Genomic DNA, 24,714 nt, shown 5'->3' with positions numbered 1-24,714 from the left:
TGTTCTGTTCCTTCTTTCTACTTATTTCAGATCGGCCGGGGCGGACAGATGGCCGGCCACCGCGGTGGCCGCGGCAACCCCTGGCGATACCAGGTGCGTGCGGCCCCCCGGCCCCTGACGGCCCTCGAAGTTGCGGTTGGAGGTTGACGCAGAACGCTCGCCTGGGGCCAGTTGGTCCGGGTTCATGCCAAGGCACATCGAACAACCGGCGGTGCGCCACTCGGCTCCGAAGTCAGTGAATATCTTGTCCAGGCCCTCCTCCTCGGCTTGTTTCTTTACTATTTCAGAGGACGGAACCACAATCATGCGCGTACCGGCGGCGATACTGCGACCCTTGACCACCGCGGCTGCCTCGCGCAGGTCCTCAATGCGGGCGTTGGTGCACGAGCCAAGGAATACGGTGTCAATCGCAATCTCACGCAGTGGCGTACCCGGGGTCAGATCCATGTAAGCCAGCGCCTTCTCAATCGCGGCCTTGGCATTGTCATCGCCGGCGTCTTCAGGGTTAGGGACGCACTCACTCAGCGGCAGGCCCTGGCCAGGGTTGGTTCCCCACGTGACGAATGGGGTCAGCGCGGAGCCGTCAATTTCTACTACGGTGTCAAACTCCGCGCCCTCATCGGTGGGCAGGGTCTTCCAGTATTCAACGGCCGCATCCCAATCCGCCCCCTTGGGTGCGAACTCGCGCCCCTGGACGTAGTCAAAGGTAGTTTGGTCAGGCGCCACCATGCCGGCGCGGGCGCCCGCCTCGATGGACATGTTGCAGATGGTCATACGGGCTTCCATGGACATCTTGCGGATAGCCTCACCGCGGTACTCAATGATGTGGCCCTGCCCGCCGCCGGTGCCGATCTTGGCGATGATCGCCAGGATCAGGTCCTTGGCGCCCACGCCCTCCTGCAGTTCGCCGGTGACCTCAATGGCCATGGTCTTAAACGGCTTCAGGGACAGGGTCTGGGTCGCCATCACATGCTCAACCTCAGAGGTACCAATGCCCATGGCGATGGAACCGAAGGCACCGTGGGTAGAGGTATGGGAGTCGCCACAGACGATGGTCATGCCCGGCTGGGTAATACCCAGCTGCGGGCCCACGGTGTGAACGATTCCCTGCTGCTCATCACCCATGGAGTGCAGGCGCACGCCGAACTCTTCACAGTTCTTGCGCAGGGTGGACACCTGGGTGCGGGAGGTTTCATCCTTAATCTCCAGCAGGTTACCGGTTTTAATGCCCAGGGTCGGCACGTTGTGGTCCTCGGTGGCCAAGTGCAGCTCCGGGTGGCGCATCCTGCGGCCGGCCAGGCGAAGTCCATCGAAGGCCTGGGGGCTGGTAACCTCATGGAGGAGCTGGAAATCGATATAGATCAGGTCCGGCGCACCGTTCTCACCCTTGGTGACCACGTGGTCACGCCAGACTTTCTCTGCCAAGGTCAACTTTTCAGACATTCACATCACTCCACTTGAAATCTCATTAATTGAGACGTAGATTTCATTATATGGGAGAGTATAGCGCAGTATCCGGCATCAAGGTACTAGACCGCGCCGTGGCTATTATGATGGCCGCCGCCAACAAGCCATCCTCGTTAAACGATCTGTGTGAGACCACCGGCCTACCGCGCGCCACAGCGCACCGCCTGGCCACCGCCCTGGAGGCGCACCGCATCCTCACGCGCACCGCTGACGGGCGGTGGACCACCGGGCCCGCCCTGCCGGGCAACCGCGATCACCTCATCGAGGCCGCCGGCCCGATCATGGAAGAGCTGCTCGAGGAAACCGGGGAGTCAGTGCAGCTGTACCAGCTCACCGGAACCACCCGCACCTGCGTGGCCGCACGCGAGCCGGAAAGCGGCTTGCACAACGTGGTTCCGGTTGGGCGCCAGCTCCCGCTGACCTCCGGCTCCGCGGCGCGCGTAATCGCCGCCTTTGCCGACGTCGAAGTCAAGGACGCCACCTTCAGCCGCGCTGATGTGGACCTAGCCCGCAACCGGGGCTTTTCCGAATCCCTTGAGGAACGCGAGGCCGGCCTTGCCTCGTGTTCCGCTCCGGTCATCGACTCCACCGGCGCCTTTATTGGCGTGCTATCCATTTCCGGTTCCGCCGAACGCTTCCGCCCCTCCCCCGGCCAAAAGTTTGGTCCCACCCTCAAGGCCTACGCCAAGCGCCTAGGCGATAGCCTCTAGCGGCCTTAGCCTACAAGCCCGCCGAACGACGGGGCCGGCACCCCGGCGACCGCCCCACGATGCGGGAATTGTGACCCCGGCGTAGCAAAGGAATAAGAGACTTACCTTCCTAAGCCAATACTTCCGGCTTGAGCCTCAAGCAGCCGCACCCAGTCCAATGGGCGGCTTCCCAACCGCCGCCGAACCTTGGGCAAACCTTCCCCGTCTACGCACGGCTCACACCAGCAGAAACTTCCTCCCGGTTTTAGTTTAAATTTTTGTTGACGCATCAACATCACGGGGTTAACGTGGGGACTATGCAATTCGGAATATTTACCATCGGAGACGTCACTACAGATCCAACAACCGGTAGGACACCGACGGAGCACGAGCGCATTAAATCAACCGTGGCCTTGGCCAAGAAGGCCGAAGAGGTTGGCCTCGACGTTTTTGCGACTGGCCAGCACCACAACCCGCCCTTCGCAGCCCCCGCCAACCCACCGGTGCTTCTGGCTAATATTGCTGCACAGACGCAGAACATTCAGCTCTCAACGTCCACCACGCTTATCACCACCACAGACCCCGTCCGCATCGCGGAGGATTACGCCTACCTTCAGCACTTAGCCAACGGGCGCGTGGATCTCATTATGGGACGCGGAAACACCGGCCCCGTCTACCCATGGTTCGGCAAGGACATCCGCCAGGGCATTGCCCTAGCGGTAGAGAATTACCACCTCCTGCGCACCCTGTGGCGCGAGGAAAACGTGAACTGGTCCGGCCAATTCCGCACCCCTTTGCAACAGTTCACCGCTACCCCACGCCCCCTCGACGGCGTGGCACCGTTCGTTTGGCACGGCTCCATTCGCTCCACCGAAATCGCGGAGCAGGCCGCGTTCTACGGCGACGGATTCTTCCATAACCATATCTTCTGGAACATTGAGCACACCAGGGCCATGGTCAACCTCTACCGCCAGCGCTTCGAGCATTACGGCCACGGTTCGGCAGACCAGGCTATCGTTGGCCTAGGCGGGCAATTCTTCGCGGCAGAGACTGAGAAGAAGGCCAAGGACACCTTCCGCCCCTACTTCGATAACGCGCCGGTCTATGGCCATGGTCCATCACTGGAGGAATTTGAGCGTATTACCCCACTGACCGTAGGCACCCCCGAGCAGATCATCGAACGCTACTTAAGCTACGCCGACGAAATTGGCGATTACCAGCGCCAGCTATTCCTCCTAGACCATGCCGGCCTTCCACTGGAGATGGCGCTCGAGCAGGTGGAGATCCTCGGAAAGGAAATCGTGCCGGTGCTGCGCAAGGAGTTTGAGGCACGCCGCCCATCGCACGTGCCGTCAGATCCGCCAACCCATGCCACGCTCGTTGCCGAGGGGCCGGACTCGCCTCACCTGAAAATCCGCCCGGCCGAGAAACGCGTGGAACAATCTGTGAAGGAGACCCGGAGCTAAATCATGAAGAAATTAGTTGTTGTCAATGGCGGCCTATCGAACCCCTCATCTACGCGCATGCTTGCCGAGCGAATCGCCGAGTCGGTGAGCGCGCAGGTATCCAAACGCGGTGAAGGACTGGACGTAACGTATGTTGATACCAATGACGTTGTCATGGATTTGGCTACCGCAATGTCCACCGGAATTTATAACGAAAGACTCCGCGCCAGCCTCGATACGGTAGCGGAAGCCGATGCCTTAATCGCTGCCTCCCCGGTGTTTAATGCTTCCTATTCCGGCGTTTTCAAGATGTTTTTCGATGCCCTTGACCATCATGCGTTGACCGGCGTGCCGGTCCTGATTGCCGCCACGGCCGGCACCGCTCGCCATTCCTTGGTGTTGGATTACGCGCTCCGGCCGCTCTTTAGCTACCTTCGCGCAAGCACAATGCCCACCGCGGTCTTCGCCGCAACCGAGGATTTCGGCCAAGATTCCGATCTAGATCCGAGAATCATCCGCGCCGCCCGCGAGCTCGCGGAGCGTATCGTCGATGTGCGCGATTCTGTGGCGGGATTTGGGCCCGATTTCGATGCCGCGGAGAAATCCGGCACGAGCGCGGGCAACAAGCCAAAGAGGGAAAGCACGAATACCACCGTGGACGCCAACGTGACTGATTTCGCCTCTCTCTTGGCCGGTCATGACGGCTCAGGCTCCGATTAAGAGCTAGCCAGATAACCCGCGCCCGGGAGCTAAATCAATTGCAGGAAGCGGCGCGTATGAGACTTGCCCAAGCAGGAACCGCAGCAACGCCCGCTCTTCCGGGCTGCGGGTTGTCCCCGCGCCCTTCCCGCAGCACCCCCTCAATCACGCCCCGCTCTCCCACCGCGCCGACGCGGCGCCCACAGGGAGCCCAGGGGCAACCTTCAATTGGGATAGCTCGGATGGGACCAGTTCGATTGGGTTTCGCAGGGCCGCGCGTTCCTACAATTTAGCCCCACGGGTACAGGCCGCGCTAACTCTTGACCCCTAACCGAGCGTTAGATAGCGTCCCAGGCTCAGCTGCGGAGAAACCCTCAATGGCATCCCGGCTCTCAGTACGCCACATTCCGATAGGGGCATTTCCAATAGCGGAACGCATACTGGCCTTTAATCCATCCCCTCCAACTGCCGAGCACAGCGCACTTAGCCACTATCCCAAAGTCCACATCGAGTGGGAAAACGCAAACGAGGTAGTCAGTGAATAATCACTAACTACCTCGTTTAACAGCGTGCGGTTTCCCGGGCGCTAATTGTACCCCGTACGGGATTTGAACCCGTGTTACCGGCGTGAGAGGCCGGCGTCCTAGGCCGCTAGACGAACGGGGCGCGTTCTATCTGTCGTTTGCGACTCCTAAAAGATAGAACACGCCCCGGCTATCCGGCAAATCAGCATGTCGGCACCCCTACCGCGGGTGGGTTACTTCGCGATCTTGTTGCCGTCCTCGTCGTACTTGTAGAAGCCCTCGCCGTCGCCCTGGCCGGAGCGACCTTCCTCGATCATCTGCTTGGCGATCTCGGTGAACTTCTTCTTCCACTCCGGCTGATCCTCGCCGGAACCCTCAGCAACGTTAACGATGGAGCGCAGGCCGATTATGTCCATGATCTCGAACGGGCCCATATCGGTGCCCATGGCGATGCGCCAGTCCTTATCAATCTGGTCGACGTCAGCGACATCGTTGACGTAGAGGTACTGCGCTCCCTGCAGGAACGGGACCATCATGGTGTTGAGCAGGTAGGCGCGCTGCTCCTTCTTCAGCACGACGGGTGCGAGGTCAGCCTCGTGGGCGAACTCCTCGATAATGTCGCGGTACTTCAGGTCCGTCTCCGGGTTCGGCATGATCTCGACGATGTTCTTGACCCATACGCGGTTGGCGAAGTGGGTGTTGATGAAGCGCTTCGGGTCGCCGGAGGCGTCCGCAATCTCGCTGCCGAGCAGCGACGAGGTGTTCGTGCAGAAGATGGTGTGCGACGGCGCTGCCTTGCCCAATTTCTCCCAGGTGGAGCGCTTCAGGTCGAGCTTCTCCGGAACTGCCTCAATAATAATGTCCGCTTCAGCGACGGCTGCTTCCATGTCCGTGGTCAGCGAGAGGTTCTCGTGAGCCTTAGCAACGCTCTCCTCGCTAGCGGTGTCGAGGTCGGCGATCATGAACTTGCCAATGGAGTTAAAACGTCCCTTGGCGGCCTCAACCGCGTCGTCATTGATGTCCCATGCGGTGACCTTAAACCCGGCGTGGGCGATGACGAATGCGATCTGGGCGCCCAGGACGCCTGCACCGATGACGGAAACGTTCTTAATGTCAGTCATGACACTTCCTTTGCTGTAATGAAAATTTTCATTGTGCGTGTCCAAGGATACACCGCTTACGAGAAAGTGCCAGGTTGCTCTATTGAGCTACAGCGCGATCAAACCGATGACCGCGGCGGCGATCACGACCGCCCACGCCGGCAGTTTCCACGCCTGCAGCGCGGTAAACGATGCCGCAGCCACAGCCATCGTGGCCGCGGAGGTCACACCGGCGATGAAGACAGGGTCGTACAGCGCGGCGGCGAGGATGCCCACCACGGCCGCGTTCGCACCAGCGATTGCACGCGCTGCGGCGGCGTGCTTGCGCAAGCCCTCCCACAGCGGCAACGCCACGAGGACGAGGAGGGCGGCGGGGAGGAAAATCGCGATCGTCGCCACCACGGCACCGATCACCCAGTGGACCCCTTGGGCGGATGCACCGAGGAACGAGGCGAAGGTGAACAGTGGACCCGGCACCGCCTGCGCGGCGCCGTACCCGGCGAGGAAGGTGTCGTGGTCAACCAGCCCGGTGGGCACGGTCGCGCTCTCCAGCAGTGGTAGGACAACGTGGCCGCCGCCGAAGACAAGCGCACCGGCGCGGTAGAAGGTGTCAGCGATAAAGGCTGTTGTGCTGCCAGCCGCGGCCGCGAGCACAGGCAGAAGCACGAACAGGGCTGCGAAAACCGCGAGCGACACGAACGACACGCTCTTCGGCACCCGCGAGCTAAACCCAACGTCATCGTCTGCATCGGGAGTCGCCCGGAGCGCTGCGAGCCCCGCGACCATACCAACGACGATCGCGCCGACCTGGACGATCGGGTTGGGGATTAGAAGCACAAGGATGAATGCCGCCAAGGCGATACCCGCGCGGATCTTGTCGGTGATCAGCGACTTTGTCATGCCGAGAACCGCCTGCGCAACGACGGCGACCGCCGCGGCTTTCAGGCCCGCCAGCCACCCGGCGTCGGAGATGTCTCCCATGACCGCGACCCCGAGGGCGAAGAGTACAAGCGCGATTACCGACGGCATGGTGAACGCGAACCACGCCGCGAACATGCCGACGTAGCCGGCGCGTTGTAGCCCGACCACCATGCCTACCTGGCTTGAGGCGGGCCCGGGCAAGAATTGGCACAGGGCGACCAAGTCGGCGTAGCTCTTCTCGCTCATCCATTTGCGCCTGGACACGAACTCGTCGCGGAAGTAGCCGAGGTGCGCCGTCGGCCCTCCAAAGGAGGTCAGCCCGAGGCGGAGGAAGACGGAGAAGACTTCGGCGACGTTACCTTTAACCTGCTGTGTAGACATCGTGAGATAGCTTCTCACATTTTGCGGCGTGCTGCCGGGTTCGCGAGCTTAGTCCGGGTGGCGCGGGTTGATCAGGCCGGAACCCGCCGGCGCGTGGGCGGGGTCCTCGCCGAGCTCAACCTGCTTGTTGTTCTCATCGACGAAGATGACCCGCGGGCTGTAGTCCTTAAGCTCCCGCTCCTCGTAATGCGCATACCCGATGATGATGACGAGGTCGCCGGGGCGGATCAGGCGGGCGGCGGCGCCGTTGATGCCGATAACGCCCGTGCCCCGGTCGCCCGTGATGGCGTAGGTGGTCAGTCGGTTGCCGTTGTTGATGTTAACGACGTCGATCTGCTCCCCTCTAAAATGTCAGCAGTCCCCATGAGGTCAGCGTCGATCGTGCAGGAGCCGACGTAGTGTAGATCGGCCTGCGTAACGGTGGCTCGGTGGATCTTGGATTTCATCATGGTGCGAAACACGGTTTAAGGATCTAGCTGGCGGCGCAGCCATCAACGGGCGCCTCGAGCACCTGCGCGGCATCGCTCTGGGGTTCAGGAACCTCAACCACTACATCTTGCGGTCCCTGATGCACTCCGGCCAGCTGCACACCCGGATCAACGCACTCTAAATCGTGAGGAGCCGGCAATTGGCTTAGGGCACCAACCCGAGCCAGTACTAGAACAAGAACCGGACGAGAACCTGGCTATAGGGGTGGAAATATCCCGAGAAACAGAAAGAGCCAGGTCCGAAGACCTGGCTTTCTCTAAAAACTTTCGTACTCGTATGCGTAAGCACACGATGGTACCCCGTACGGGATTTGAACCCGTGTTACCGGCGTGAGAGGCCGGCGTCCTAGGCCGCTAGACGAACGGGGCGCGTTCCTTTCGGACTGGAATAACTTTAGACCATGGCAATTTATCGCCACAAATCGCCAGTTCAAGACATAAAATAGGGGCTAGATTGTGAATGATCTAAGCCCAGAATTTCCGGCACTTAACCGTCTAGCCCGGACCCATCCGATTCCAGTCCTACCCCCCACAACTGAGCCGGGTTACCTTACGGTTAATTCCGCCCTCCATTGAAGACCCGTGAGTCCAGTTTGCCCGAACAATTAACAATCCGGACAAAGGTTCATCGCCCTGTGAACTCCTGCGGCCTTAGTGCGGATCGAATCAATGGTTATTCCGCCGGTCATCAATGGATGTCTTTGGCCCGGTGTTCTAGCATGAGACACTTTGCCCGGATTGCGCGGTGCACGTGGTTCGCATTCGGGAAGCTCCTGTACTTCAGCGAAATTTGCTTTGGGGAAGTTAGATTATGGCTGTGCCGCTATCCGAATTCCTGAAGCCGTGACCGCGAGGAAGAATGACTTTCTTCTGCTGCCATCCACTCTCCTTTCGCTAGTGCCATGCTGGTGAGGTTCAGTCTAGGAGCGGCAGAACGCAGATGGAATACCCTCAGTCAAAATGGGCGCTGGTTTCACCCCGCCCGCGTGCAATGATGACTAGGAAGAGGTAACTGGTAAGGGGTGAGTTAATACCAGTGGAAAGAATCTGAGGTTACTTTTGCGCCGGCCCCCGCGCAGCTAGGGCTTGGCGAGCGCTATCAGCCTGCGGGCAGTTAATTGCAGGCCGATAGACATGGAACAGCCAATTCTAGACGTTGATGGCCGCTACGGGCTTTAAGAGTAGCGATTCCACTTCTCCACGGCGCCGAGTTTGTTTCCGTCCTCATCGTAGTAATAAAAGCCCTGGCGGCTCTCCCGCCCCGTGTATCCTTCCTCGATAGCCTCCTGGAGGAATTCGCCGAATCGACGTACATCGGGATCCTCGTCAGCGGAAGCAATGTTGGCGGCAACGCGGAAGCCAACGATATCGAAGCCCGCGAATGGCCCGATGGCCATGCTGGTTGCCAGGCTCCAGTTGCGGTCAATCTCCTCCGGGTCACCGACCCCATTGATATAGAGCTTGCCGGCGGCATGAAGGAATGGGATAAGCAAGGAGTTGGTGAAGTAGCCCGGCTGCTCCTTGTGGATCACGCTAACCACCATGCCCGTCTCCTCGGCGTATTTCCGCGCACCCTCTACAGCTTCAGCTGATGTTTGCTCGGTCCCCATGACCTCGGCAAGATTGTTGATCCAGATCATATTGGCGTAATGAATCGCTACTAGCTTTTCCGGATGGCCGCTAGCTTCGGCGAAGGTCGAAGGGAGCAAGGAGGAAGTATTCGTGGCGAACAGCGTCTTATCCGGTGCAACCTCTCCGATCTGCTTCCATACCTTCCGCTTGAGCTCAAGGTTTTCAGGAACGGCTTCGATGACGATATCCGCATTCTTAAGCGCCTCCGCCAGGTCGCCGGAAGTTGAAACACGCGCTACCGCATCCTCGAATCGACCTTCGCTGTAAGCGTTTCCCAAGTCCTTTTGGTAGTGGTAGCGCATCCACTCCCATCGCTCTGACAGCTTATCGAGGGCTTCGGGGAAGGCGTCGTAGATGACTACCTCCTTGCCGTGGAATGCTGCCTGCATCGCGATCTGGGAACCAAGCAAGCCGGCCCCCATGACGGTTACACGATTAATACTGTCGAATTTTCTCACGTTACAACCTCTCTGGGCGTTACCCTCTAGCATCCCCTCTCAGGCCCGCCGCGGGGTTCTCCCTTCGAGGCGCCTTGGCGAGGATTATCGAGGAGACAAACTTTCATGGCGCCCTCGGCAAGGCGAAGCCCAACAGCGAAACATAAGAATCGCGGCTTGTTGCGCAACCTCATTCCGCGCATGTACTCGCCAGCCGTAGGACATGCCACGACTGTACTCCCCAGTGTGAAATGCGGCAGTTATACAAAATAGCGCTTGCCCGATACGCGATCCCGAAAACGAAAATCTCCCGCCACAGTGTGGACTGAGGCGGGAGATTAGCTGTACCCCGTACGGGATTTGAACCCGTGTTACCGGCGTGAGAGGCCGGCGTCCTAGGCCGCTAGACGAACGGGGCTTAGAACTAGTGAACTCTGCTTTTATTCAGAAGTTATCACCGCTGGCCTACCAGGACTCGAACCTAGAATGACGGTACCAGAAACCGTAGTGTTGCCAATTACACCATAGGCCATTATTGCGATTGAACCGTGAGGGTGAAACTCAACTATTTTGTTTCTTTTCCCTCGCTGCTCTGTGCAACGGTTAATAACTATAACCACGAATACGCAAACTAACAAATCGCCTGCACAGCGCCGCTTTTTAACACTTAAAAATGCGATCAAAATAGGATGTAATTACGCCCTTGATACTCCACTCATAATCGCCACCGCGGGCGGGCGAAAGGGTATGAAAAAGCCCAGCGATAGAGACCCTGCACATGTGTCAGGGTCTACCGCTGGGCAACAGTTTAAGGGCGGCGTTTCGGGCGCCTTAAAGCAGCCGTCAGCCGGCTTTAGGCCTGCGCGGCGGGCTGGTAGGGGGTAACCGCCAGAGCGGCCTTCAAACGGGCGAGGGTGGATTCCTTGCCCAGAAGCTCCATGGACTCAAACAATGGCGGGGACACCGCCTGGCCGGAGATGGCGACGCGCAAGGCGCCATAAGCCTTGCGCGGCTTGAGCTCGAGATCCTCGATGAGGGCTTTGCTGAGCGCCGCCTCAATGTTTTCCGTAACCCACTCTTCTACTGGTTCCAGGGCTGCGATACCGGCCTCCAACGGCTGGACAGCATCTTCCTTGAGGTTCTTCTTGGCGGACTTTTCATCGAGGGTCAACTCCGCGTCTGGGGTTACAAGGAAGCTCATCAGACCGTAAGCGTCACCCAAAACCTTGATGCGGGTGTGCACCAAGTCTGAGATGAACGCGAACTTGTCCTCTGGGTAGTCCGTTGGGAAATCCGTGTATTCAGTCAAATAGTCCCGCAGGCGATTTTTGAATTCTTCCGGCTCAAGCAGGCGGATGTGATCCGCGTTGATGGCTTCAAGCTTCTTTTGGTCAAAGCGCGCTGGGTTGCCCAGCACGTCGGCCACGTCGAAATTCTTCACCAGCTCATCGACGGAGAAAATGTCCTGATCTGCAGACAGGGACCATCCCAGCAGGGACAGGTAATTGAGCATGCCCTCCGGAATGATGCCGTTGTCGCGGTGGTTGAACAGGTTGGACTGGGGATCGCGCTTGGATAGCTTCTTGTTGCCCTCCCCCATCACGAATGGGAGGTGACCGAAGGTGGGGGTCTCCTTCGCAACGCCTATTTCCTTGAGCGCCTCGTAGAGCGCGAGCTGGCGCGGAGTGGAAGAGAGCAAATCCTCGCCGCGCAATACGTGGGTGATGCCCATGAGCGCGTCGTCTACGGGGTTGACCAGGGTGTAGAGCGGCTCACCGTTGGAGCGGGCCACCACGTAGTCCGGCTGGGTTTCCTTCTTGAAGGTCATCTCGCCACGAACCAGGTCATTCCAGGTCCAGTCCTGGTCAGGCATTCGCAGGCGCCATACCGGCTTGCGGCCTTCTGCCTCAAAGGCGGCAATCTGCTCGTCGGTGAGATCCCGGTCGAAATTATCGTAACCCAGCTGCGGATCGCGCCCCGCCGCCTTGTGGCGTTCCACTACCTCTTCATTGGTGGAGTATGCAGGATAGATGTACCCGCCTTCTTTGAGCTTTTCCAGAACGTCAGCGTAGATATCCTTGCGCTGGGACTGGCGGTAAGGCTCGTGCGGGCCACCGACATTAATCCCCTCGTCCCAGTTGAGCCCCAGCCACTCAAGGGAATCGATGATCGCCTGGTAGGACTCTTCAGAATCGCGGGCTGCGTCCGTATCCTCAATACGGAAAATCAATTTGCCACCGGTGTGGCGGGCATATGCCCAGTTGAACAGGGCCGTACGGACCATACCCACGTGAGGGGTGCCCGTTGGCGATGGACAAAAGCGTACGCGTACATCAGTCATGCAGACCATGGTAGACCAGCCACCGGCGCTTGCGCGCATTGGCGGCCCCTTACGCCCCGGCCCGACCCGCCAATTACTGGCCGCATCTAACTGCCCATTAAGCTAGGGGGCTATGGATATTCCACGGCCGGCTACAGCACCCGATTTTCTCCTGTCTCGCGCTACGGGATCGGTGCGCACAAAGGGTTCCGTCACTACGTTCACGGACCCCTGGCAGGCCGCGGATTACCTGCGTTCCGGCAAGGCGGAAATGGTGGTGGGCGCGCTGCCCTTTAACCTTGATGAAGCCGCCGCACTGACGGTGCCGGAAAGCATCATTCGCGAAGATGGTCCGCTGGAGCCACACGCGTTCTATCGCCGCGGCACGCTCGTGGCCCGGGTTGCGGGCTACGATCCCGAACCGGAGGAGCACCTAAGCCGGGTCGAGGCGGCTATCGCTACGATTGAGCGTTCGAAGCTTGACAAAGTGGTCCTCGCCCGAGCCGTGGATATTACGTTCCCCCAGCCCGTCGACCCGCGCCTCGTGGCGGCCCGCCTAATCGATAACGCCGTTAACCGCGACGGATTCATCGCGGACCTCTCCCCTGCGGGCCGGGAGGGGGCGATGCTCGTGGGCTCTTCACCCGAGGTATTGATCAAAAAGCAGGGATCCACTGTCACCGCGTTTCCGCTAGCGGGTTCCGCGGCGCGCCACCCGGACCCGGAGCGCGACGAGGCCCGCGGCAAGGCCCTGGCCCATTCCGCCAAGGATCTCGCTGAGCACCGCTACGTCGTGGACCACCTGCGTCGCGTGCTCAACCCGGTGTGCTCGAGGCTCGACGCTCCCCGCACGCCGCAGGTAATCCAGACCAGGGAGATGTGGCACCTTGGCACGCCGATTGTCGGCACACTCGCGAGTTCCCAGACCTCGGCCTTGGACCTCGCCCTTGCGGTTCACCCTACGCCGGCAATTTGCGGCACACCCGCCGAGGCCGCCCAGGCCATAATCCTGGATTGCGAATCGGATCGTGGTTTCTACGCCGGCGCGGTGGGTTGGTGCGATTCTGCTGGCGACGGCGAATACATGGTCGCCATTCGCTGCGCGGAAGTAGCCGGGGACGGGCTGAGCGCACGGACCTGGGCCGGCGGCGGAGTAGTCGCCGAATCCAATGCACACGAGGAGCTTGCCGAAACCTCGGCCAAGCTACGGACCATCCTGCGCTCCCTTGACCTATAGCCTCCAAAACGGGCAATCGAGCATTAAAAAAGCCGGGGCTGGATCCCCGGCTTTCGCCCGGCCGCCTTCGATGGTGCCCGGGTTTCTAAACTGTAAACGAGCTCGCTGTATTTAGGCGCGCGCTACCGGGTTGCGCAGCGAACCCACTCCCGGAATATGGATCTCGATGGTATCTCCAGGGACCATCTCAGCGGTGCCCGCTGGGGAACCCGTGGTGACCACGTCACCAGGCAGCAGGGTGAACGCCTGGGAGATGCGCTGCAGGATTCCACCCATCTTTACGATCATCTGGTTGGTATTGGAATCCTGCTTATGCTCGGTCTTGCCATCGTGGGTCAGGTAGGCATTGATCTTTGCGTCATCGAGGTCCAAGACATTAAGGTCCGTCTCAATCCAAGGGCCGAGTGGGCAGAACGTATCGATACCCTTGGCGCGAGCCCACTGACCATCGGCGAATTGCAGGTCACGGGAGGAAACATCGTTACAGATGGTGTAGCCCAGCACATGATCCTGCCAGTTATCGGGGTCGATGTTCTTGGAAACCTTGGAAATAACTACCGCCAGCTCGCCCTCGAATTCGACGTTGGTGGCAAAGTCGGGGATTTTGATCTCCGCGCCTGGCCCAATCACGGACGTGGATGGCTTGACGAAGATGGTTGGCGGCAAGTGCTCCGCGGACTCCTTGAATACCTCGGCCACGTGGTCGGCGTAGTTCCGGCCCAAGGCAACGACCTTGGTTGGCAGGGTTGGGGCCAGCAAGCGGACCTCATCAAGCTTCCATTCACGGCCGGTGGTCTCCGGCGGGGTAAACGGGGTGCCCTTGATTTCCTTGGCTACTAGTTCCTCTTCGCCCTCAATGAGGGCGAAGCAAATTCCTTCTGGGTGTGCAATTCGTCCTAAACGCATGGACGTTATCGTACTCACTCCGGAACTTAACTAGACAGTCAAGCCCACGTTTAGGGGTCAGCGATGCATGGGGCCTCCTAGACCTGCGTGAGTCTGGCCAGCTCCCCTAGCTTCCCGGCCGGGTTGTGCGCCTGCTGTGCCAGAAATAGCTCCGCGCAGGCTAGCGCGTCGGAAAAGGCATTGTGATTGCCGTAGGCGGGAAGCCCGTAGCGCTCCCGCACCCTCGCCAAGCGAAGGTCCTCTCCGCGGGGATACGTTCCCATGCGCTCCATGTGCCGGCGTTCAATGGCAAAGGTGTCCACTGCGGTTACTTTCGCCTTGGAGCCCTTGAGGCGCTTGCAAGCGGCGTTGAGAAATCCCACTTCGAGTCCGGCGAAATGCGCCAAAAGCACTCTCCCTTTCAGCGCCTGGAGCAAAAGGTCGAGGCCCTGCTCCAGCCCAATCCCGCCCTCTAAATCCTCGTTGGTAATCAGGTGGATGGTTGCGGATTCCCCCACATCCACGCCTTTTATCAGGTGGTAATTGGCTTGTGATAGATCAATGGAAGCACCGCTGACCGGTACCCATCCCATGGACACGATCTCGTGCTTGGTGGGATCAACGCCGGTGGTTTCAAAATCAACGGCCAGAAATTCACACCGCTCAACGGGGAGATTTTTGGGCGGGGCCGAAAGATCGAGGGCGGGACGGGAAAAGAGTTCAAAGAGCCCCATCTAAATATTCCTCACCGGATACTTGGTGGCCAGCGAGTTTTGCATATTTTTAATCACCTGAAACGCGTCACGGAGGTTTTCGCGGTCCATGCGTGAGAGGCTCTTGGGGTCAATGTGATAATCAGGTTGCAGCCCGCGGCGCACCTGTTCGGATTGGTGGTTGAGGGTGACGGCGCGGAGGTAATTAAACGCGTCTAGCAAATTTTGCGAACCCTCGCGAGACACCGTCTCCCCGGCCGCAGCGGTCAAACGTTCACGGGTGTCTACGGCGGCCAATCCGGCGGATAAGGCATAGAGTCGCGCCATCTGCACGATGGCCGCCAGGCCTCCTTTCTTTACGTCCAAAGTGTTGGCGTAATCCCCTGCACGGTCCACCACCAGTCCCTTAAAGAAGGTCAGCGGCGGTTCACGGCGCGCGGCCAGGCTAGCGAGGTGCGCGTGCATGCGGCGGGACCCCTTCGCCGCGGCCACGGCGGCGTCATGGACCCTGCGGCCTAATCCTTCATCACCGTAGACGGTGCGGAAATCAAAGAAGACCTGGCTATGAAGCAGCGCGTCCGGTTGCGGCGCGGTAACCCACGTACCAAACGCCGATATCCACTGGCTTTCCGTCATCCGCCATTCAGGCGACATTGCCATCATGTCGCCGGGGCACAGGACTTGGCCGGCCCTGTCCAGACCTTCGCAGACGAAACGCCCCAATTCCTCAAAATACCACCCGTGCGCGGCTTCCTCGAAGCCGTCGTCGAGGACCAACGCGTTATCCTGATCGGATGCCAAAGCCATTTCCCTGCGCCCCTGGGAGCCCACCGCCACGAAGGCGTACGGGACCGGCGGCGGACCAAGCTCTTCCTCGGCCATGGCACAAAGCCTGCGCGCCAGGGTATCCGCCGCTATGGTCACGAGGCCGGCAGCGTCATGCGGGGAGGTGCCGCGGTCAATGTAGCGCGCCGCTAGTTGCGTAGCCGCCGCAAAGGAGCCCTCCAATTCCTCGACGCTGCCGCGGCGTGAGAGATCCATGGAGAGGAAAATTGGGTCATCCTGCATCCGGCGCGTGATATCTGTCTGGGTGACTACGCCCACTATCGCGCCACCGCGAGTCACCGGAAGGTGGTGGATGCCCCGCTCCCCCATATGCATAACGGCCTCCATCACCAGCGACTCCGGAGACAGGGTGACGGGATCTCCAGTCATGATCTGCGCTACCGGCTGCGCGCTATCCACGCCGGCGGCTACCACCCGGCTGCGCAAATCGCGATCCGTGACGATTCCGTGCAGCGCCCCGTCCTGGGAGGTAATGAGCAGGGAAGACACCCGGTGCTCCGTCATTTTGATAGCCGCATCCTTGATTGACGTCTGCGGGGAGACTGCCAGCGGGTCGGCCTGAATGAGTTCCTTGACGCTGGTGCGGAGGACGTCGGCCGCGGTGGAATCCGCGAGTTCCTGCGCGGCGGACCTGATGCGGCGTTGCTGCGTGGTGAAAAAGCGGGTGATATCAGGGTATTGCTCAGTAAGCCTTTGGAAGGTGGCCTGCGGCATTACAAGCAACAATGAATCCTCGACGGCCACCATGTCATAGTGGCTGACAGGTTCGCCCAGGAGAGTGGAGTACCCACAATTTCGCCCCGGGTCACGGCGGTCCAGGAGGCTGCCCTCTCCACTGACAACATCTACCGCGCCGGATCGAATGATAAACAGCGACTCGTTAACCTCGCCTTTGTGGACTAGGTACTCCCCGCGCTTGGCATAGCGCATGGACATCTGGGCTGGCAGCCCGCTGAGTTCCTCCGCGGGAAGATGCGCGAAGGGCTCATGTTTGGCTAGGAAACCGCTGACTTCCTCAAACTCGACGCTCATGTGAGCCAGGTTACTGGTAGGAGACGAACCATGGGCGGGGATCCAGGGCAAAAGTTTCCGCAGGCGTATACATTGGCGTGTCTTCATCCAGGAAGTTCTTCCACGCCATGGAGAAATCCGGGCTGAGATCCTGGCGCAGCGCATTCCACGTCTCGATCTTTTGGCCGTGCGAGCCGTGGCCGTCGGCGTGCAGGATCCAGGATAACTCCGGTTGGTCCGTGCGGATGGTCTCCCTATCGCGGATCATCTGCAGCTGGAATTGGTGAAGAATGAGGCCCTTTTGCGGGAGGTTATTCTCGCGGACCAACGCTGCTAGCCAATCCGCCACTTCGTTTACCTCGGCGGCGTCTACATGCCCAATGTTGGTCATGGGCACCTCATCCGGGGCAATCTTCCACTCGGGATCCAGCGCTAGGCCGACATGCGGGCGCTTAAGCAATTCTTCATACATGCGCGCCTGGTCCACCAAGCTGGCACGGCCCGGCTGCAAGTCTAGGACGGCGTAGCCACCCGCCTCAGTAATAGCATCAACGTAAGGAATAAGATCCTCTACGGCCGTCTCGTTGGCGTAATCACCGTCCTTCCCGGGGGCATCGGAGGCGACGGTAGCAATGATTTCAAACGCGGGGATCACCGGCTCCTGGGTGTGTTGTTGATACTCCTCGACCATCGCCTGCACGCGGGCTACGGCTTCCTCAGCCGGTTGTTCGCCCATCAACCCCAGTGCCGGGCCGGATGGATGGCCGTACAGGGCAATCATGCGGCGCCCCGGGAACACCAATCCGCCCCCACCGGGGAGCTCGCCGTTAGCGGCCAGCTCCACCGCCCCGTCGAAGCGTTCCTGCGGCCCAAAGTCCTGACCCATTGCAAGGAACTTGCCCCCTGAAACCGCCTCCATGGATTCGGGGGTGGCACGCGGGTCCCCGACCGGCAGCAGCAGCACCCGAGCACCGGCCGCGCGTGCGGTAGCCGTGGCCGCCACCCCGGTGTCAGCGGTCACGAACACGGTGGCATCCACCGTCTCTGCGGGCTGGGCCGCCGCCGCGGCGGCTACGAGGCGCCCCGCCTGCTCGATGGACTCCGCCTCTTCCGGCGCCATAGTATCAGTGCGCCCCTGGGGGCTTAGGCCGGCTGGGGATTGAAGGTCGGTGAGCGCCGGGGCGGGCTCCTGCTCCGGGCTAGTCTCGCCGACGTTAACCTCCACTCCCTCGATGACCATTGCCGATACATCCGCGCCGTACGCGGTCACGGAGTCAGCCCCGGATTCTTCAATAGCGGCGATTACGTCCGCGTCAGTCGCCGAATCCGCAACGAGGAGGGGCACCCCGTCCGCGATGGCCGCGCGGGCCGCCGCGAGTTGATCCGGCTGACCGGCGCCCGCAACGACGATGCGGTCAGGGGTTTCTTCAAAGAACCGCTGGAGGGCCTTGACGCCCTTAGGGTCCGCGGCAAGCTCAGCCTGGGCTGAATCAATGCCGAAAGGCGGGGCCAGGTTTTCCTCGGCCGCGGAACCTGGGCCGTTGGCGTCACCGCCGTTGGGCGAACAGGCAACGGCGCCAGTGGCGGCTAGGCCGATGCACGCCGCGAGCGCGGCGGCCTTGCGGATAGTAGATACAGAATGGGAACTAAGTGGCTTATTCATCAATGTTTAACCCTACGTGCTGGGCGGAGCCTATATGGGGTTTGGATCACGCGTTTGCGCGAAAAATCCCGCCCCGGCGCACTGGGTGCGAGGGGGCGGGATGGAGCGGATTGAGGCGTGGAAAACTAAGCCCTTAGCGCTGCGGCGATGCGGTCACCAATAACGGTGGTCTTTTCCTGCTCGCCTGAGCGGTTCGACACATCCTCTGACACAGCGCGCTCAATCCGCTCGGCGTTACTGGTATCGCCTAGGTGGCGCAGCAGCATCGCTGCGGAGAGAATGGCCGCCGTGGGGTCGGCAATACCCTTACCAGCGATATCCGGCGCGGAACCATGCACCGGTTCGAACATCGACGGGTTGACCCCAGATGCATCGATATTGCCGGAAGCCGCTAGGCCAATGCCGCCGGTGACCGCGCCCGCCAGATCCGTCAGGATGTCACCGAAAAGATTGTCGGTGACAATAACGTCATAACGGGAGGGATCAGTGACCATATAGATGGTCGCGGCGTCAATGTGGTTGTACTCAACGGTAACGTCGGGGAATTCCGCGGAAACCTCATCGACGGTGCGCTTCCACAGATCACCAGCGTTTACTAGAACGTTGTTCTTATGCACCAGGGTCAGGTGCTTGCGTCGAGCCTCTGCGCGGGCGAAAGCGTCACGCACGACGCGCTCCACGCCATAGCGCGTGTTTTGGGAAACCTCGGACGCTACCTCATGCTCGGTCCCCTTACGCAGGGTTCCACCATTGCCGCAATAGAGGCCCTCGGTGCCCTCGCGAACCACCACGAAATCAATCTCGCCGGGGTCTGCCAGGGGGCTTTTGGCGGTTGGGTACAGCTTGGACGGGCGCAGGTTGACGTGGTGATCCAGGGCGAAGCGCATCTTCAGCAGCAGACCGCGCTCCAGGATGCCTGGGGCCACCTCGCCCGGAGCACCGATGGCGCCCAGCAAAATAGCATCATGCTGACGAAGGGAATCCAGATCCGCGTCGGTTAAAAGCTCACCATTGCGCAGGTAACGGCGTGCGCCAAGGTCATACTCGGTGGTCTCGATGTCATCACGCACGGCATTGAGGACCTTGAGAGCCTCCGCGGTGACCTCCGGGCCAATTCCGTCTCCACCGATAACAGCTAGTTTCATTTTGCGGGATTCCTTTCTCACATAATGGATGCTTCCCTAAGGCTACCACCCTTACTTAACCTGGTGTACCCATTACGTTGTGGCGCGCGCCCCAGTTGCTGAGATAGCCATTGAAGCGCGGGCTTGGCGGATTCTAGGGATCGTGGAAACACGGTTCTAGTTTTCGTTGGCACAGCCTAGCAGTTCAGCCATCTTTTCGGCTGGTTTGGCGAATCCTAGGGTTGCGCGTGGTCTGTCGTTGAGTTGCATGGCTACGAACTCGAGGTCTTCTTTGGTATGGACCGATAGGTCAGTGCCTTTGGGGAAATACTGGCGCAGCAACCCGTTGGTGTTTTCGTTGCTTCCTCGCTGCCATGGTGATGCAGGGTCACAGAAGTACACCGGGCAATCTGTGGCAATGGTGAAGGACTTATGACCAGCCATTTCACTTCCCTGATCCCACGTTAACGAACCACGCAAATGCGTCGGCAACTGCTCGATAGCATCAACGAGCGCGTTGCGTACTTCCACAGCACCGTGGCCGTTGGGCAGGTAAAGCAACATCACGTACCTGGTGCTGCGTTCTACAAGGGTGCCGATTGCTGACTTGTTTGCTTTGCCCAAGATGAGGTCGCCTTCCCAATGTCCAGGGACTGCGCGATCGTCGACCGTTGCAGGCCGCTGAGAAATCATCACCATGGGATCGCTACACCGTTGACGTGGAATGCGCTGATTGCAAGGCTTGCGCACGGCGCGGCCTTGACGCAGGCACGCAGCAATTTCTTTCTTCAGCTCCCCTTTAGCTTGGAAGAACAACGACATGTAGATAGTTTCAGGACACACCCTCATAGTGTCATCGTCAGGGAAGTCCAGACGCAACCGATTCGAAATCTGCACCGGCGAATACCGCTGTTTCAGCAACGACCACACCACCTCATGCAGTGCCGCGTTCGTGTCGAGTTTGCGTGGCTTTGGCCGAAACCTGCGCAGCACCGATTTCCTGTGAGCTGCATGCGGTAGATACAGCCCACACTCGTCGCGATTGCGTGCCATTTCCTTGCTTATCGTTCCAGCAGAGGAGAGTGTCAGATGGTTTGTGTGTGGGAATCTATCCCGCATAAGGAGATGAGCCAGAATGACAACTATGGCACGACGAGATCCGGCTGATAAGGCCAAGATTGACGCGATTGAGAAAAAGCTTTTAGCCAACCCCGAGATCGCCAAGCTTATTGATCAGCTTGGAACCTCCACTACGGATGCCAATGACCTAGTCAGAGGCATGTTGCAAGCTTCTATCACGCGGGGGTTGGAAGCCGAGATGGACGCTCACCTGGGATACCAGGCTGGTGACCGGGATGGTAAAGCCGCTGCTGGTACGGACAATTACCGCAACGGCTCGTATCCAAAGACTGTTGATTCTAACTACGGGCCGGTCACCGTAGATATCCCCAGGGACAGGGCCGGGACCTATATCCCAACCATGGTCCCTAAAGGATCCAGGCGTTTAACAGACGTCGATGACATGATCGTTAGCCTGTATGCTGGCGGAATGACCATCCGCGATATCCAGCATCACCTGGCCACTGCGATGCGAGTCGATATTTCTCATGAAACCATCTCCGCAATCACCGACGCTGTGCTTGACGAGGTCATGATCTGGCAAAACCGCCAGCTTGACGAGTTCTACCCCGTCATCTTCCTCGATGCGCTACGCATTAAAGTCCGTGACGGCGGCCGAGTGGTCAACAAATCCGCCTACATGGCCATCGGGGTGGACATCGACGGTGTTAAGCATATTCTGGGCTTGTGGATTGCCAAAGAAGAAGGCGCATCGTTGTGGGCGCAGGTATGCTCCAACCTTGCTAACCGCGGCGTACGTGATGTGTTTATCGTCTGCTGTGACGGGCTTAAAGGCCTGCCTGAGGCTATTGAGGCAACCTGGCCAGGCTCAATGGTTCAAACCTGTGTAGTGCATCTGATTCGGGCTGCTAACCGCTGGGTGTCCTACGGTGACCGCAAAGCAGTATCAGCCGCGCTCAAAAAGGTCTACACTGCCCCAGATGAATCCAGTGCTGCTGCAGCCTTGGCAGATTTTGAGGCCTCTGAGCTTGGCGAGAAATACCCAAGGTCAGTCAAGGTCTGGCAGGACGCGTGGGAGCGGTTTGTGCCGTTTTTGCAGTTCCCGCCGGCAGCCAGGAAAGTCATCTATACGACTAATTCCATCGAATCGTTGAACAACGAGTTGCGTAAAGCCACCCGTAACAGGGTGCAGTTTACTAACGATGAATCAGCGCTGAAGACGCTGTGGTTGATGATCTGCAACATTGAAGACAAACGCGCTGCTCGTCGCGATAAAGAAGGAAAACGCGCCTCAGCAACCGCCGGCAGGCTCGTTGAAGGCGCACGAGTTGCTGGCTGGAAACAAGCCATCAACCAAATGGCTGTAGCCTACCCCGAGCGCTTCGACCTATATCTATAAGAAATCAACCCCACACACAAACAACTTGACACGCTCCAGCAGAGCGTCCCAATCGTCGGGCAATAGCACGCACACCAAGGCCTTGACGGTGCAAATCGGCGATGAGTTCGCGCTCCTCGACGGACAAATACCGTGAACTGATGCGCTTGTCTATTGCGTGCTGTGCGATGACTTCGACGGGTACTGCTAGACGGCCGTCAACATAGGGCAAGACCTGCATAAGTCTTTTATAGAGCGCGACATCGGGTCCGTCGGGGACAAACGGCACGCGTCCTACAGGATTGAGCTTAATAACTCCCTTGTCGATATCGAGGGCGTCGCGCGGATTGATCCCGACGGCTTCTGCGGCGTCCTTTCGGCCCATTGCGCTAACCCGCAGCGTCAAATACTCACAGCGACGTGACGTGGCGTTTGCGCGACGACCATGCGGATTGCGGTGCCACAGGCCACGCTCAATACCAATGCGGTAGACCACGCTCGGGGTCAGATTGAGCCGGGACGCAATCTGCATTGGCTTCACGCCCTGCTTCCACAGCTGTTCAATGCGTTGAGCATCTGGCCTGGAAAGAGTCTTCTTACTGCGAATAGGCAGCTGAAGTTCGCGGGCTAAACGATAAGCAACATTCAGGCTAAGGCCCAATTCCGTCGCGGCACTACACACGCTGCGGCCACCGTGGACTAAGACGCACAGCTGCTCCACCACCTCCGGCGAAGGATCCCAACGACTCGACACCACAAACACCACCAATCAAGGTCAGGTGTTTCGACGATCCCTAGAATCCGCCCTTTCCACAACAAACGAAGCAACCCGCACGCTACGCGGGCCCTCACATGGAGCACGCGGCGCGCGGGTTGCGCAGACGTTAGCCGGAAATCGTCTCCGGCTAGGCCACTAGAACCCTAAAAGACTCAGGGGCCTGGATTTTAGTTCTTGGGGCGCTTTAAGCCTCGAAATCGAACTGCTGGGTTACCGCTCCGAGCTTGTCGGAAAGAGAATCCAGAACGGGTTCCGGAACCTCCTGATCGACGCGGATGATAAGAACCGCCTGGCTCTCATCCCTTCCCATAGTCAGCGCCGCGGCATCGATGTTGATACCTTCCGCACCCAACGCGGTACCCACGGCACCCAACGCGCCGGGCTTATCTGCATAGGAGAAGAAGATATTGCGGCCGTAAGCGCGCATATCAACACCCCTGCCGTTAATGCGCACAAACTTCTCAACGGCCTCGACGCCCGTCAACGCGCCCACCAACTCCAAAGCCGTACCGTCCGCACCAATGGCGTTTACCTTCAGCGTCGAGCGGTGAGCCTTAGACTCAGCCTCGGTGTGCACGGAGACACTCAGGCCCCGAGCCTCCGCAATCTTCATCGCGTTGACGAAAGTCACGGGTTCGGAGGTGACGCCGGAAAAGAGCCCGCGTACCGCGGACAGGCCCAAGGCATCAACCTGCTCACCCGCCAATTCACCGCAGGCGGTAACCTCCAAAGCCACGGGTGCCTGGCCAAGCAACTTGCCGGCAGCGAGGCCCAGCTTGCGGGCCAAGTCCAGCCACAGGGACACCTCTTCGCCAACCTTGCCGCCGGATACGTTGACCGCATCCGCAACAAACTCACCATTGAGCGCCTTGAGAACCGAAGCCGCCACGTCAGTACCCGCACGATCCTGAGCCTCAACGGTAGACGCGCCCAAGTGTGGAGATACCACGCACTCGTCAAGCCCAAAAAGCGGTGAATCGGTGCACGGCTCGGTGGCGTAGACATCAAACCCCGCGCCCCGGTGATGGCCAGCCTTGATGGAATCGGCCAGGGCCTGTTCATCTACTAGACCGCCGCGGGCGGCGTTGATGATGATCTGCCCCTTCTTGCATTTAGCGAGCAGATCCGCAGAGAACATGCCCGCGGTCTCCGGGGTCTTAGGCAGGTGAATAGTAACGAAATCGGCGCGGGCGACCAGGTCTTCTAGCTCAACCAGCTCGACCCCCAGGGCCGCGGCGCGCGCCGGGTTCGCGTATGGGTCATAAGCAATGATGGTGGTCTCAAAGGCCTTCAAACGCTGGGCGAAAAGCTGGCCGATGTGCCCAAAACCCACGACGCCAATGGTCTTGCCGTAGATCTCCACGCCTTTAAAAGCGGAGCGCTTCCATTCCCCGTCGCGCAGGGTCCGATCAGCGGCAGGTACCTGGCGGGCGGTTGCTAGGAGCAGCGCAATAGCCTGCTCACATGCGGAGTGAATGTTGGAGGTCGGCGCGTTGACGACCATGACGCCGCGTTCAGTGGCGGTATCAATATCAACGTTGTCCAGGCCAACGCCGGCACGGCCCACGATCTTTAGTTTCGGTGCGGCATGTAGTACTTCGGCGTCCACAGTGGTTGCGGAGCGCACCAGCAGCGCGTCCGCCTCCGGAACGGCGGCCAGCAACTCTGGACGGTTCGGGCCATCTACCCAGCGGACCTCTACTCCATCGCCCAGGGCAGCAACGGTGGATTCAGCAAGCTTGTCGGCGATGAGAACGACCGGCTTCGACATTCGTATTCCTTAAAGGTGAAAACAGTGGATTCCGTAGGCGGAATTCCGTGGTGGCTAAATACTTCGTGTGCGGGGTGAGCGGGTGAGCCCAAAATACGCAACATGGCCGGAGTACCGCAGCAACA

At 59.6% G+C, this 24,714-nt stretch carries 16 protein-coding genes, 4 tRNA genes and 3 pseudogenes; 5 read left to right on the top strand and 18 right to left on the bottom strand.

Features of this window, described 5'->3' with window-relative positions:
• Window positions 1-21: 21 nt before the first annotated feature.
• Complete coding sequence (gene leuC / locus CENDO_RS05115; RefSeq protein WP_136141075.1) at window positions 22-1,443, bottom strand: 3-isopropylmalate dehydratase large subunit; 1,422 nt, start codon at window positions 1,441-1,443, stop codon at window positions 22-24.
• Between the two features lie 50 nt (window positions 1,444-1,493).
• Between leuC and CENDO_RS05110 the strand changes: the two genes are divergently transcribed.
• From CENDO_RS05110 to CENDO_RS05100, 3 genes are all read left to right on the top strand, one after another.
• Window positions 1,494-2,177, top strand: a complete 684-nt coding sequence (locus CENDO_RS05110; protein WP_136141074.1) for an IclR family transcriptional regulator — start codon at window positions 1,494-1,496, stop codon at window positions 2,175-2,177.
• Window positions 2,178-2,473: 296 nt separating this feature from the next.
• Window positions 2,474-3,622: a CE1758 family FMN-dependent luciferase-like monooxygenase gene (locus CENDO_RS05105; protein WP_136141073.1), complete on the top strand. Its 1,149-nt coding sequence runs from the start codon at window positions 2,474-2,476 to the stop codon at window positions 3,620-3,622.
• Window positions 3,623-3,625: 3 nt separating this feature from the next.
• On the top strand, window positions 3,626-4,321 hold the full coding sequence (locus CENDO_RS05100) for an FMN reductase (protein ID WP_136141072.1): 696 nt from the start codon (window positions 3,626-3,628) through the stop codon (window positions 4,319-4,321).
• A gap of 572 nt (window positions 4,322-4,893) precedes the next feature.
• Here CENDO_RS05100 and CENDO_RS05095 read toward each other — a convergent pair.
• The 9 genes and pseudogenes from CENDO_RS05095 to gltX form a co-directional block, all read right to left on the bottom strand.
• Window positions 4,894-4,966 (bottom strand) — tRNA-Glu (locus CENDO_RS05095).
• A 91-nt stretch (window positions 4,967-5,057) separates the two neighbouring features.
• Window positions 5,058-5,990, bottom strand: a complete 933-nt coding sequence (locus CENDO_RS05090; RefSeq protein WP_281276159.1) for a 3-hydroxyacyl-CoA dehydrogenase — start codon at window positions 5,988-5,990, stop codon at window positions 5,058-5,060.
• 42 nt (window positions 5,991-6,032) lie between these two features.
• Entirely contained in the window at window positions 6,033-7,226 is a 1,194-nt protein-coding gene (gene chrA, locus CENDO_RS05085; protein WP_136141070.1) for a chromate efflux transporter, read from the bottom strand.
• Between the two features lie 48 nt (window positions 7,227-7,274).
• A pseudogene (gene panD, locus CENDO_RS05080) lies at window positions 7,275-7,687 on the bottom strand (aspartate 1-decarboxylase).
• 320 nt (window positions 7,688-8,007) lie between these two features.
• Window positions 8,008-8,083: transfer RNA gene (locus CENDO_RS05070), tRNA-Glu, on the bottom strand.
• An 806-nt stretch (window positions 8,084-8,889) separates the two neighbouring features.
• Window positions 8,890-9,804, bottom strand: a complete 915-nt coding sequence (locus CENDO_RS05065) for a 3-hydroxyacyl-CoA dehydrogenase (RefSeq protein ID WP_246014392.1) — start codon at window positions 9,802-9,804, stop codon at window positions 8,890-8,892.
• Between the two features lie 324 nt (window positions 9,805-10,128).
• A tRNA-Glu gene (locus tag CENDO_RS05060) sits at window positions 10,129-10,201 on the bottom strand.
• Between the two features lie 42 nt (window positions 10,202-10,243).
• Window positions 10,244-10,315, bottom strand: a tRNA-Gln gene (locus CENDO_RS05055).
• Between the two features lie 321 nt (window positions 10,316-10,636).
• Entirely contained in the window at window positions 10,637-12,133 is a 1,497-nt protein-coding gene (gene gltX / locus CENDO_RS05050) for a glutamate--tRNA ligase (protein WP_210726585.1), read from the bottom strand.
• Between the two features lie 103 nt (window positions 12,134-12,236).
• Here gltX and CENDO_RS05045 point away from each other — a divergent pair, with 103 nt between their 5' ends.
• Window positions 12,237-13,340: an isochorismate synthase gene (locus CENDO_RS05045; protein ID WP_136141067.1), complete on the top strand. Its 1,104-nt coding sequence runs from the start codon at window positions 12,237-12,239 to the stop codon at window positions 13,338-13,340.
• 111 nt (window positions 13,341-13,451) lie between these two features.
• Here CENDO_RS05045 and CENDO_RS05040 read toward each other — a convergent pair whose 3' ends face one another.
• The 6 genes and pseudogenes from CENDO_RS05040 to CENDO_RS05015 all read right to left on the bottom strand — a co-directional run.
• Window positions 13,452-14,246, bottom strand: coding sequence for a fumarylacetoacetate hydrolase family protein (locus CENDO_RS05040; protein ID WP_210726575.1), 795 nt, complete (start codon window positions 14,244-14,246; stop codon window positions 13,452-13,454).
• Window positions 14,247-14,323: 77 nt separating this feature from the next.
• Window positions 14,324-14,959: an exonuclease domain-containing protein gene (locus tag CENDO_RS05035; RefSeq protein WP_136141066.1), complete on the bottom strand. Its 636-nt coding sequence runs from the start codon at window positions 14,957-14,959 to the stop codon at window positions 14,324-14,326.
• Window positions 14,960-16,816 carry a DUF294 nucleotidyltransferase-like domain-containing protein gene (locus tag CENDO_RS05030; protein ID WP_136141065.1) on the bottom strand — a complete coding sequence of 619 codons (1,857 nt, stop codon included), beginning with the start codon at window positions 16,814-16,816 and terminating at the stop codon, window positions 14,960-14,962.
• Window positions 16,817-16,826: 10 nt separating this feature from the next.
• Window positions 16,827-18,458, bottom strand: a complete 1,632-nt coding sequence (locus tag CENDO_RS05025) for a cell wall-binding repeat-containing protein (protein ID WP_168707173.1) — start codon at window positions 18,456-18,458, stop codon at window positions 16,827-16,829.
• 125 nt (window positions 18,459-18,583) lie between these two features.
• The gene (locus CENDO_RS05020; protein WP_136141064.1) at window positions 18,584-19,603 is read right to left on the bottom strand and encodes a 3-isopropylmalate dehydrogenase; all 1,020 of its coding nucleotides are present in this window, start codon (window positions 19,601-19,603) and stop codon (window positions 18,584-18,586) included.
• A 156-nt stretch (window positions 19,604-19,759) separates the two neighbouring features.
• Window positions 19,760-20,659, bottom strand: a pseudogene (locus tag CENDO_RS05015) (IS30 family transposase); the annotation flags it as partial.
• 67 nt (window positions 20,660-20,726) lie between these two features.
• On the opposite strand from CENDO_RS05015, the gene CENDO_RS05010 reads away from it, so the two are divergent.
• On the top strand, window positions 20,727-22,061 hold the full coding sequence (locus CENDO_RS05010; RefSeq protein ID WP_210726520.1) for an IS256 family transposase: 1,335 nt from the start codon (window positions 20,727-20,729) through the stop codon (window positions 22,059-22,061).
• 34 nt (window positions 22,062-22,095) lie between these two features.
• Here the strand turns inward: CENDO_RS05010 and CENDO_RS11225 are convergent.
• Both CENDO_RS11225 and serA read right to left on the bottom strand, forming a co-directional pair.
• Window positions 22,096-22,794, bottom strand: a pseudogene (locus CENDO_RS11225) (helix-turn-helix domain-containing protein); the annotation flags it as partial.
• 208 nt (window positions 22,795-23,002) lie between these two features.
• Window positions 23,003-24,589, bottom strand: a complete 1,587-nt coding sequence (gene serA / locus CENDO_RS05000; RefSeq protein WP_136141063.1) for a phosphoglycerate dehydrogenase — start codon at window positions 24,587-24,589, stop codon at window positions 23,003-23,005.
• Window positions 24,590-24,714 lie beyond the last annotated feature (125 nt).

This window comes from Corynebacterium endometrii (assembly GCF_004795735.1).
GTDB lineage: Bacteria > Actinomycetota > Actinomycetes > Mycobacteriales > Mycobacteriaceae > Corynebacterium > Corynebacterium endometrii.
Note: the sequence above shows the minus strand (reverse complement) of the source record. Positions and strands in the feature narration are given on the sequence as shown.